The 9,717-nt window shown below is 66.0% G+C and carries 15 protein-coding genes; all 15 read left to right on the top strand.

Annotated features, from left to right (window positions below):
* The first annotated feature begins 476 nt into the window (after positions 1-476).
* Positions 477-1,169: a hypothetical protein gene (locus EII42_RS10820; protein WP_125172138.1), complete on the top strand. Its 693-nt coding sequence runs from the start codon at positions 477-479 to the stop codon at positions 1,167-1,169.
* Between the two features lie 40 nt (positions 1,170-1,209).
* Positions 1,210-2,199, top strand: a complete 990-nt coding sequence (locus EII42_RS10815) for a peptidoglycan-binding domain-containing protein (protein WP_158676485.1) — start codon at positions 1,210-1,212, stop codon at positions 2,197-2,199.
* Positions 2,199-2,831 (top strand): ABC transporter ATP-binding protein, encoded by a 633-nt coding sequence (locus EII42_RS10810; RefSeq protein ID WP_125172135.1) that lies wholly within the window; start codon positions 2,199-2,201, stop codon positions 2,829-2,831. Before EII42_RS10815 ends, EII42_RS10810 begins: the two co-directional genes overlap by 1 nt.
* Positions 2,828-3,925: a permease gene (locus EII42_RS10805; protein WP_125172133.1), complete on the top strand. Its 1,098-nt coding sequence runs from the start codon at positions 2,828-2,830 to the stop codon at positions 3,923-3,925. Before EII42_RS10810 ends, EII42_RS10805 begins: the two co-directional genes overlap by 4 nt.
* Positions 3,926-4,177: 252 nt before the next feature.
* Entirely contained in the window at positions 4,178-4,489 is a 312-nt protein-coding gene (rpsJ, locus tag EII42_RS10800) for a 30S ribosomal protein S10 (RefSeq protein WP_015071250.1), read from the top strand.
* A gap of 10 nt (positions 4,490-4,499) precedes the next feature.
* Complete coding sequence (gene rplC / locus EII42_RS10795) at positions 4,500-5,156, top strand: 50S ribosomal protein L3 (protein WP_125172131.1); 657 nt, start codon at positions 4,500-4,502, stop codon at positions 5,154-5,156.
* The gene (rplD, locus tag EII42_RS10790; RefSeq protein ID WP_125172130.1) at positions 5,153-6,049 is read left to right on the top strand and encodes a 50S ribosomal protein L4; all 897 of its coding nucleotides are present in this window, start codon (positions 5,153-5,155) and stop codon (positions 6,047-6,049) included. The genes rplC and rplD overlap by 4 nt, the downstream gene beginning before the upstream one ends.
* A complete protein-coding gene (gene rplW / locus EII42_RS10785) occupies positions 6,046-6,351 on the top strand; it encodes a 50S ribosomal protein L23 (RefSeq protein WP_199729859.1) in 306 nt (101 codons plus the stop codon). The genes rplD and rplW overlap by 4 nt, the downstream gene beginning before the upstream one ends.
* A 27-nt stretch (positions 6,352-6,378) precedes the next feature.
* Positions 6,379-7,215, top strand: a complete 837-nt coding sequence (gene rplB / locus EII42_RS10780) for a 50S ribosomal protein L2 (RefSeq protein ID WP_125172129.1) — start codon at positions 6,379-6,381, stop codon at positions 7,213-7,215.
* Between the two features lie 14 nt (positions 7,216-7,229).
* Positions 7,230-7,511 carry a 30S ribosomal protein S19 gene (rpsS, locus tag EII42_RS10775; protein WP_125172128.1) on the top strand — a complete coding sequence of 94 codons (282 nt, stop codon included), beginning with the start codon at positions 7,230-7,232 and terminating at the stop codon, positions 7,509-7,511.
* Positions 7,512-7,537: 26 nt separating this feature from the next.
* Positions 7,538-7,939, top strand: coding sequence for a 50S ribosomal protein L22 (gene rplV, locus EII42_RS10770; RefSeq protein WP_125172127.1), 402 nt, complete (start codon positions 7,538-7,540; stop codon positions 7,937-7,939).
* A 2-nt stretch (positions 7,940-7,941) separates the two neighbouring features.
* Positions 7,942-8,751: a 30S ribosomal protein S3 gene (gene rpsC / locus EII42_RS10765; protein ID WP_125172126.1), complete on the top strand. Its 810-nt coding sequence runs from the start codon at positions 7,942-7,944 to the stop codon at positions 8,749-8,751.
* Between the two features lies 1 nt (position 8,752).
* Positions 8,753-9,169, top strand: coding sequence for a 50S ribosomal protein L16 (gene rplP, locus EII42_RS10760; protein ID WP_125172125.1), 417 nt, complete (start codon positions 8,753-8,755; stop codon positions 9,167-9,169).
* Entirely contained in the window at positions 9,169-9,399 is a 231-nt protein-coding gene (rpmC, locus tag EII42_RS10755; protein ID WP_125172124.1) for a 50S ribosomal protein L29, read from the top strand. Before rplP ends, rpmC begins: the two co-directional genes overlap by 1 nt.
* A complete protein-coding gene (gene rpsQ, locus EII42_RS10750) occupies positions 9,399-9,683 on the top strand; it encodes a 30S ribosomal protein S17 (protein WP_125172123.1) in 285 nt (94 codons plus the stop codon). Before rpmC ends, rpsQ begins: the two co-directional genes overlap by 1 nt.
* The last annotated feature ends 34 nt before the right edge of the window (positions 9,684-9,717 follow it).

Below are 9,717 nucleotides of genomic sequence, written 5' to 3'. Positions count from 1 at the left end.
CAGCTCAGCGGGCATGATGAGCCCGGTCAACTACGAGAACAACGCGGCCCCCTACCGGCAAGCCGCATAAGGAAGCCCTCCACGATCCGGGGGGGAACCGCACCCTTGACGCTTTCAACCCTGTTCGCTACCCTGGCCGCAAGCAAAGCAACGAAGGGGTTGTGAAATATGAAAAAGATGCTTACTTCCGCTTTGGCTGTGCTTCTGGTCTTGTTCTCTGCGCCGATGGCAGAAGCTGCTAGTCGTTCCGGGCGGATCAGGGGGAGGTAGTGGCGGCGCGCGGCGAGATGCAGCGACTGGATTCACCTCTTGTGATATCGATCCATGGGCGGGTGTACTACCGTTCGTCGGCTTCGTACGTCGGGTACGGCGTGTCCAATCTGAGCGGTGACTATCGGTGGAGGGTCTCTGCGCATACCCTCCTGTATTCGGGGAGCTACGGATACTGCGACAACTTTCTGTGAGATATGGAGAACATGTCTAGAATCTTGATCTTGACCTTGGCGCTGGTGGGCCTCGTCGCCGGGTGTGCTCAGCGCGACGCCCCCGCTGGGCCGGGGCCTGTCGGGACAGCAACCCAGCAGTGGGACTACCGAAGCTGGCAGCCGACGGTGGAGATCGTCACCGAGGAGACGACAGAGGAGGAGCGGCAGATCTACTATCGGGACCGGCTGGCCAAAAGAGCCCAAGAAGGAGGGCTGACCGAGATTCCCCGGGTGGACATGGTCCGCTGGACTGACTCGGAGTCCCACGGCGAAGCCATGGCAGAGTGCCTCACCGCGGCAGGGTTTCTAGCGGAGCCCGACGGCGTGGGCGTTCGTTACCCCGAGGGCGTCCCCGAGGCCCAGGCTACTGCCCTGAGCCTCGCGGACTACGTGTGTTTCGCCAAGTATCCGCTTGACCCACTCTACGCCGAGGAATGGTCGGAAGCGCAACTCGGGCTGCTCTACGACTACTGGGATCAGTACTTCATTCCGTGCATGGCGGCACACGGACTGGAGATCGATCGCAGTAAGCAGCCGACCCGTGAGGCCTACGTTTCCAGCTTCTTCACAAACCGGCTGGATTGGTGGCCCAGCGACGTGCTGCTGGCGCGCTCTGCCGAACAACGCAAGAAGTATGCCGACTGCCCGCCTTATCCACCTCCGGAAGTGTTTTATGGCCGTTAGCTGGCGAGCCGTCGGAGGGGTGGCGCTCGGGATCGGGGCAATGGCGGCGAGTTTCTGGGCGGGCAGGGCAACGCTCAGCACGCCGGACGAGGTAGCGCAACAGCCGGTTGACCAGGTCGGCGTCGAGGTGCGCTCCGGAGAGTTGGGCAGGGTGCTTACGCTGTCAACGAAGGTGACGCGCGCGACCCAACCGGTGGCTGCTAACCGCTTGGTGGGCACCCTGACCAGCATCGCTGATTCGAGGGAGTTCGCAGAAGGCGCGACGGTGTACACAGTCGGAGCCACCCCGGTGCGCGTCATTCAGGGTGCTGGCGCGCAGTGGCGTGCTATGTCGGCAGGCACGTCTGGCCCCGACGTGCTGGTGGTGCAGGAGGCGCTGGCCCGGCTCGGGGTGCTCGACAGCCCGAAGGACGTCTGGGATGCGACGACGGTGGCCCAGGTGAAGGCGTGGCAGCAAGCCCAAGGGCAGCCTGCCACCGGAGAATTCACGCTGGGTGAACTGATCGCGGTTCCTCAGCTGCCCGCTCAGCTACTTGTTGACCAGGAGAACGGCTGGCCGGGTGCCGAACTGGGCGGCGGAGAGGTGCTGCTTCGGCGTGCGGCCGGGGAGCCAACCTTCGTCATGGAACTGACCCGCAGCCAGGGTGCCCAAGTGGCGGCAGGGACCGCGGTCAAGGTGCGCCATGGGGCGCACTCCTGGGCCGGGGTGCTGGGTGAGGCCAGCGGCCGGGACGACGGCGTCGCCATGCCGGTCACCGCGCCCGACGGCGGCCCGCCGTGCGCTATGGAGTGCGCCACGTTGCCTCTGAACGAAAGTTCGTTGCTGACTGAGGTGGTGATCGCGCCGCCTGAACAGGGCCCGATAGTGCCGGTCTCGGCGTTGAGCTATCAGCCCGACGGCAGAATCACCGTCGAGGTCCTCGTGGATGGCGGTACCCAACGGCGCGAGGTGAACGTCCGGGCGGTCGCCGACGGGCAGGCCGTCGTCGATGGCGTCAGCCCGGGCGAACGAGTGCGCGCGGTGGTCTGATGCTCGCCGTCGAGGGGCTCCGTTTCGCCTACCGCAAGGGAGGCAGTGAACTCTTTGGGGGCCTGAATCACCAGTTCCGCGCTGGAGGCGTGACCGCGCTGACCGGGCCGTCGGGCCGAGGGAAGTCGACCCTGCTCTACCTGCTGGGACTGCTGCTCACGCCCGCCGCTGGGGTAGTGCGCCTCGGCGGCGACGACGTGTCGCGCCTGCCGGATCGACACCGCTCAAGAATCCGCGCCCGAGAGATCGGCTTCGTGTTCCAGGACTCCGAACTGGACCCCACGCGGCCTGTCATCGACTCGGTGCTGGAGCCCAGCGTGTATGCCGGTTCGAACCCCGCCGAGGCGCGGGATCGGGGCTACGAATTGCTGGAGCGGTTCGGTCTGGGGGAGCGCTCCGACCACCGGCCGGGCCAGATCTCGGGTGGGCAGGCGCAGCGCGTCGCGATCTGTCGGGCACTCATCAACAATCCCGCGATTCTGCTGGCGGACGAGCCGACCGGCAACCTGGACCCGGCAACGGGTGAGCGCGTTCTGGCGGCGTTGGCGGAAGTGGCCGAGAAGCACACGGTGATCATCGCCACCCACGACCCGGCGGTGGTGGCTGCCGCCGACGAGGTGGTACGACTGTGACGACCTGGGGCTTGCTGCGCGAGGCCTGGCGGAGCGCCAGAAGTGCTTCGGTGCCGAGCGCGCTGCTGGCCCTGGTGGTTGCGCTGATGACGGCCGCGGCCCTCGCCACGGTGGGCAGGCAGGCGCAGGTGGAGGCGCGGTTCCGGGCGGAGCTGGAATCGCCGGCCGCGCGGACGCTGACCGTTACCGCGCTGGGCGACGCGCTCATCACCCCGGCGGTGCTGGACGGCGTCCGTTCGTTGGATGTGACGGAGTTGGCCGTCGGCACGACGACGCCCGTGGACGCGGTCAACGGTGCGCTGGGCGGCGGAAACACTGTGGCCGTGGCCAATATCTTCGGTGATCACGAGCGCTCGGTCCGACTGGTGCGCGGCCGCTGGCCGCAGCCCGGGCGGGGCGAGGTGATCCTGCCCGCCGGTCAACTCGCGAGGCTCGGCCTCGCCGAGCCGTCTGGCTATCTTGCCGCGGCGGGGCAGCAGTGGCAGGTGGTGGGCGCCTTCGAGGCGATGCCGCCTTTCGAACACTTCAATCAACTGGCGCTCAGCGTGCCCGCCCCGTCGCGGGCGGAGCTGAGCGCGGGGGTGTCCGTGCATCGGATGCATGTGGTGGCGAGTTCCTCCGCGACGGCGGAGGCATCGCGCGCGGCGACGCTTGCTCTCATCGAGGCCAGCCCCGAGGACCTGCGGGTGGCCGCCCCGCTTGCCCTCACCAAGAGTCTGCGGCAGGCCAGCGCCGAGATAGCGGGTTTTGGCCGCAGCCTGTTGCTGTTGATACTGGGGGTGGGCGCGCTGATGGTGGCCGTCGTTGTGCTGAGCGACGTGCTGATCCGCCGTCGGGATCTGGGCAGGAGACGCACGCTCGGCATCACGCGGCTCGGGCTCGTCGGCCTGGTGGCTGCCCGCGTCGCCGTCGCGGCGGGGGCGGGCGCCGTCGCCGGGGTGGCTGCCGGCTGGGCGATCAGTCCGCAGGGGGCGCCGCTCGGCTTCACCGTCGGGGTCGCGTGGTTGAACTGTGCGACGGCGTGTCTGGCCTCGTTGCCGCCTGCTTGGTACGCTGCCACGCGCGATCCGGTGGCAGTGATGCGCACGGCCTGAGCCCACGATTTGGTCACGGCGCGACTTCGTGCCAAGATAGTCAAGTTGCTCAGCGGGGCAGCGGAATTAATCTGCCGCGGAACCGCTACCGAAGTCGGTCTGAACCTGCGTGTTTGGATGGCCAACCAGCGAGATGGGAGGCGGCTCCAAACCGGGATAAGGCGCGACACACCCGAGTACGGGGTGCGGTGCGACAAGGGGTTTTGCCCCACTGGAACTCCAGTTAAATAGGGACGAGTAGAAGGAACAACTGTGGCGGGACAAAAGATCCGCATCAGGCTGCGGGCGTATGACCATGAGGTCATCGACAGCTCGGCGCGCAAGATCGTCGACACTGTGACTCGCACCGGTGCAAAGGTGGCGGGCCCCGTGCCGCTGCCCACCGAAAAGAACGTGTTCTGTGTCATTCGTTCGCCCCATAAGTACAAGGACAGCCGCGAGCACTTTGAGATGCGCACTCACAAGCGCCTCATCGACATCCTCGACCCCACCCCCAAGACGGTCGACTCGCTGATGCGCCTTGATCTTCCAGCGGGCGTCGACATCGAGATCAAGCTTCCGTGAGGTGTCAAGCATGACTGAACGAATCGTTAAGGGCATCCTGGGCACCAAGCTCGGCATGACCCAGCTTTGGGACGAGAACAACCGCGTCGTCCCCGTAACCGTAATCCAGGCCGGTCCCTGCGTCGTGACGCAGGTGCGCACCCCCGAGACCGACGGCTACTCCGCCGTGCAGCTCGGCTACGGCGCCAAGAAGGCCAAGAGCGTCACCAAGCCCGAGGCGGGCCACTTCGCCAAGGCCGACGTTACCCCCCGCAAGCATCTCGTGGAGCTGCGCACCGCCAACGCCGCTGAGTTCACCCTCGGCCAGGAGTTGACCGCCGAAGTATTCGCTGACGGCGAGTTCGTTGACGTGACCGGCACCACCAAGGGCAAGGGCACCGCCGGCGTCATGAAGCGTCACGGCTTCGCCGGTCTGCGCGCCTCGCACGGTGTGCACCGCAAGCACCGCTCGCCCGGCTCTATCGGCGGTTGCTCCACTCCCGGTCGAGTTTTCAAGGGCCTGCGCATGGCCGGCCGGATGGGCAACGACAAGGTGACTGTCCAGAACCTCAAGATCCACGCCGTGGACGCTGAGCGCGGTCTGCTGATCGTGCGCGGCGCCATCCCCGGCAACAAGGGCTCGCTCGTCGTCGTGCGCAGCGCTGCTCGGAAGGGTGACGCAGCATGAGCAACATGACTGTCGATGTTCTCGACGCGCAGGGTAAGAAGGCCGGCAAGGCCGAGCTGCCCGAGGCGCTGTTCGGCGTCCAGGCCAACGTCCCGCTGATGCACCAGGTCGTGGTGGCCCAGCTCGCGGCGGCCCGTCAGGGGACGCACTCCACCAAGACCCGCGGTGAGGTCCGTGGCGGCGGCATTAAGCCGTGGCGCCAGAAGGGGACCGGCCGCGCCCGTCAGGGCTCGCGGCGCGCTCCGCAGTGGACCGGCGGCGGTGTCGTGCACGGCCCCAAGCCGCGCGACTACTCGCAGCGCACCCCGAAGAAGATGATCGCGGCCGCACTGCGTGGCGCGCTGTCCGATCGGGCTCGTGACGGCCAGGTGTTCGTCGTGAAGGAGATCGTGGCCGGAGAAAAGCCGTCCACCAAGCAGGCCATCAAGGCGCTGGAGCCGTTCGGTGACATCAAGCGTGTCCTCGTCGTGCTCGACCGCTTCGAGGACGTCGCATGGCTGAGCCTGCGCAACATCGCCGAGGTGCACGCCCTGGCCGTTGACCAGCTGAACGCCTACGACGTGCTCGTCAACGACAAGGTGGTGTTCACCGAGGCCGCGCTCGCCGCGTTCGTGGCTGGCCCCGCCAAGGGCAAATCCGTGAAGGCAGTCGCCACCGAGGCTGAAGCGCTCGCCGAGGCTGCGGTCGCAGAAGCGGTGGAGGGCCAGTACGTCGGCGACAACCCGCCCAAGGGCTACGACATCAAGGGCAACGCCGACTCGGGCAAGTACCACACGCCGGAATCCCCCTGGTACGGCCGCACCAAGGCTGAGGTCTGGTTCAACAGCACCGCCGCCGCCGAGGCCGCTGGGTTCGTTCCTGCCGTTGCCAACAACTCGGAGGAGGGCAAGTGAACGTCCTGAAGATCCGCGACCATCGCGACATCATCCTGCGCCCCGTCGTGAGCGAGAAGAGCTACAACCTGCTCGACGAGAACAAGTACACGTTCATCGTCGCTCCCGACGCCAATAAGACCGAGATCAAGATCGCCATCGAGAAGATCTTCAAGGTCAAGGTCACCAGCGTGAACACCGCCAACCGGCAGGGCAAGCGTCGTCGCACCCGCTTCGGCATCGGCAAGAAGCCCGACACCAAGCGCGCGATCGTGACCCTGGCCGAGGGCGACCGCATCGACATCTTCGGCCCGACTGAGTAAGCGGCTCGAGGAAGGAACTGAACTTTAATGGGTATCCGTAAGTACAAGCCGACTACGCCGGGCCGTCGTGGCGCCAGCGTCTCGGACTTCGCTGAGATCACTCGTTCGACGCCTGAGAAGTCGCTGCTCGTTCCCAAGACGAAGACCGGCGGCCGCAACAACTCCGGCCGGATCACCACCCGGCACATCGGTGGCGGCCACAAGCAGGCCTACCGGCTGATCGACTTCAAGCGTTACGACAAGGACGGTGTGCCGGCCAAGGTCGCTCACATTGAGTACGACCCCAACCGCACCGCCCGCATCGCCCTGCTGCACTACCTGGACGGCGAGAAGCGCTACATCATCGCGCCCAACGGTCTGGGCCAGGGCACGATGATCGTCTCGGGTGAAGGCTCCGACATCAAGCCGGGCAACAACCTTGAGCTGCGGCACATCCCCGTGGGCACCGTCGTGCACGCCGTGGAGCTCCGCCCGGGCGGCGGCGCCAAGATGGGCCGCTCCGCTGGTGCCGCCATCCAGCTGGTGGCTCGCGAGGGCAAGTACGCCACGCTGCGCATGCCGTCGGGCGAAATGCGCATGGTGGACGTGCGCTGCCGCGCGACGATCGGCGCGGTGGGCAACGCCGAGCAGTCCAACATCAACTGGGGCAAGGCTGGCCGCAACCGCTGGAAGGGCATCCGCCCGACGGTTCGCGGTGTCGTCATGAACCCGGTTGACCACCCGCACGGTGGTGGCGAGGGCCGCACCTCTGGTGGCCGCCACCCGGTTTCTCCGTGGGGCAAGCCTGAGGGCCGCACCCGCAGCAAGAAGAAGGCGAGCAACCGACTCATCGTCCGTCGCCGCAAGACCGGTAAGAAGCGCTAAAGGGAGCCTGAACAATGCCACGCAGTCTGAAGAAGGGCCCCTTCGTTGACGACCACCTGATGAAGAAGGTGGACGCTCAGAACGAAAAGGGCACGAAGAACGTAATCCGTACCTGGTCCCGGCGCTCCATGATCGTGCCGGACATGCTGGGTCACACCATTGCGGTCCACGACGGCCGCAAGCACGTCCCGGTGTTCATCACCGAGTCCATGATTGGTCACAAGCTAGGCGAGTTCGCTCCGACGCGTACCTTCAAGGGGCACGTGAAGGAAGACAAGAAGTCGCGCCGTCGCTAGGCGTCTCAAGAAGTAGGAACTGATATATGAGCAACGAAAACGGCATGAGCCGTCGTCGCGAGACCCTGCTCGGGGAGCGTCCTGGCGCGTTCGCCATCGCGAAGCACGTGAGGATGAGCCCGCGCAAGGTTCGTCGCGTAGTGGACCTGATTCGCGGCATGGACGTCAAGGACGCCCTCACCGCACTGAAGTTCGCGCCGCAGGCGGCCTCCGAGCCGGTATACAAGGTGGTGGCCTCGGCCGTCGCCAACGCCGGCCATAACGAGGAGCTGCGTGCCGAGGACCTGTACGTATCCGCGGCATTCGTCGACGAGGGCGTCACCCTTCGTCGGATCCGCCCCCGAGCCAAGGGATCCGCCAGCCGGATCCTGAAGCGCGGGAGCCACATCACCGTCGTCGTCGAACCCCGCGAGTCGAAGGAGGGTTAATCGTGGGACAAAAGATTAATCCGAACGGCTTCCGCCTCGGCATCACGACCGACCACACCACCCGCTGGTTCGCCGACAAGAACTACGCCGAGCTCGTCGGCGAGGACGTCAAGATCCGCGAGTACCTGCGCAAGACCCTGGAGCGGGCCGGCATCTCCTCGATCGAGATCGAGCGCCGCTCCGAGCGCGTCACCATCTTCCTGCACGCCGCCCGCCCGGGCATCGTCATCGGTCGCAACGGCGCCGAGGCGGAACGCGTGCGCGGCGAGCTGGAGAAGCTCACGGGCAAGCAGGTTCAGCTGAACATCCTCGAAGTGAAGAACGCCGAGACCGACGCGCAGCTCGTCGCGCAGGGTATTGCCGAGCAGCTCGGCGCTCGCGTGGCCTTCCGCCGCGCGATGCGCAAGGCCCAGCAGTCGGCCATGCGCGCGGGGGCCAAGGGCATTCGTATCAAGTGCTCTGGCCGTCTGGGCGGCGCTGAAATGTCGCGCTCCGAGGGTTACCGTGAGGGCCGCGTCCCGCTGCACACGCTGCGGGCCAACATCGATTATGGTTTCTTCGAGGCCCGCACCACTTTCGGCCGCATCGGTGTGAAGGTGTGGATCTACAAGGGCGACGTTACCGGCACTCGCGCCGAGCGTCAGGCCCAGAAAGCAGCACATAACCAGGCCCCCGGCGGGCGTCAGCGCCCGGGTCGTCGCCCGGGCCGTGGCGAAGGCCGCGGGGAACGTCCCGAGCGCGGCGGTCGTCGTCGCGCCGAGGCCGCAGCGAAGCCCGCTGAGGCTGTAGAGACCCAGAACGCAGGAGCCTGACATGCTGATTCCTCGTCGAGTTAAGTTCCGTAAGCAGCATCACCCCAAGCGCGACGGCGCCGCCAAGGGCGGCACCAAACTCGCGTTCGGTGACTACGGAATCCAGGCCCTTGAGTCCTCGTACCTGACCAACCGTCAGATCGAGTCCGCTCGTATCGCCATGACCCGCCACATCAAGCGTGGCGGTAAGGTCTGGATCAACGTCTACCCCGACCGCCCGCTCACCAAGAAGCCGGCCGAAACCCGCATGGGTTCCGGCAAGGGTTCGCCCGAGTGGTGGGTCGCCAACGTCAAGCCTGGGCGGGTGCTCTTCGAGCTCTCCGGTGTGGCTGAAGACGTTGCCCGCGAGGCCATGCGCCTCGCAATCCACAAGCTGCCCTTCAAGGCACGTTTCATTAAGCGCGAGGCAGGTGAGTGATGAGCAAGGCACTGAAAGCCGCAGATCTGCGTGGTCTCAGCCGCGAAGCTCTCAACGAGAAAGTCATCGAGCTGAAGGAGGAGCTGTTCGGGCTCCGCTTCCAGGCCGCCACCGGCCAGCTGGAATCCCATGGTCGTCTCCGCGAGGTGCGCAAGGACATCGCTCGTGTCTACACGGTCTTGCAGGAGCGCAACCTCGGTATCGTCCCTGAGCCGGATGAGGAGAAGTGATGAGCGAAGAGAACAAGGTGGAATCCACCAAGGAGCGCGGTCGCCGCAAGGTGCTCACCGGCATCGTCGTCAGTGACAAGATGGACAAGACCATCGTCGTCAAGGTCGAGGACCGTGTGAAGCACCCGCTGTACGGCAAGGTCATGACCAAGTCGTCCAAGGTGAAGGCACATGACGAGGAGAACAGCGCCGGAATCGGCGACCTTGTCCGTGTCATGGAGACTCGTCCGCTGTCGGCGCAGAAGCGCTGGCGCCTGGTCTCTATCGTGGAGCGCGCCAAGTAATCCAGTATCGAGGGTGGACCGGGTCAGCAGAGCC

Origin of the sequence: Tessaracoccus sp. OH4464_COT-324 (assembly GCF_003932855.1) — a bacterium.
Classification (GTDB): Bacteria; Actinomycetota; Actinomycetes; order Propionibacteriales; family Propionibacteriaceae; genus Arachnia.
This window is presented reverse-complemented; position numbering and strand designations above follow the sequence as displayed.